This is a genomic window from Actinomadura livida (assembly GCF_014648675.1).
Lineage (GTDB): Bacteria > Actinomycetota > Actinomycetes > Streptosporangiales > Streptosporangiaceae > Spirillospora > Spirillospora livida.
In genome coordinates this window covers 1-355 of record NZ_BMRO01000053.1, presented here as the reverse complement: position 1 = coordinate 355, position 355 = coordinate 1, and the positions used below count along the sequence as shown (strand labels likewise).

The following is a 355-nucleotide window of genomic DNA, read 5'->3' as shown; positions in this document are numbered from 1 at the left end:
GGACCTCCATGCCCGCCCGCTCACGCGACAGACCACCGGGACCCAGCGCCGACAGCCGCCGCTTGTGCGTCAGCCCGGCCAGGGGGTTGGTCTGGTCCATGAACTGCGACAGCTGGCTGGTGCCGAAGAACTCCTTGATGGAGGCGACGACCGGCCGGATGTTGATCAGGGTCTGCGGCGTGATGGCCTCGACGTCCTGGGTGGTCATCCGCTCGCGGACGACGCGCTCCATGCGCGCCAGGCCGAGCCGGACCTGGTTCTGGATCAGCTCGCCCACGGTGCGCAGGCGCCGGTTGCCGAAGTGGTCGATGTCGTCGACCTCGATCGGGACCGGGACCGCGCCGAGGGTGGCCTC

General features: G+C 70.1%; 1 protein-coding gene. It reads right to left on the bottom strand.

What is annotated here, in order from left to right:
* Nucleotides 1-355, bottom strand: a 355-nt coding sequence (locus tag IEZ03_RS38455; RefSeq protein ID WP_506269208.1) for an RNA polymerDNA-directed RNA polymerase subunit B, incomplete at both ends; no start/stop codon positions are given.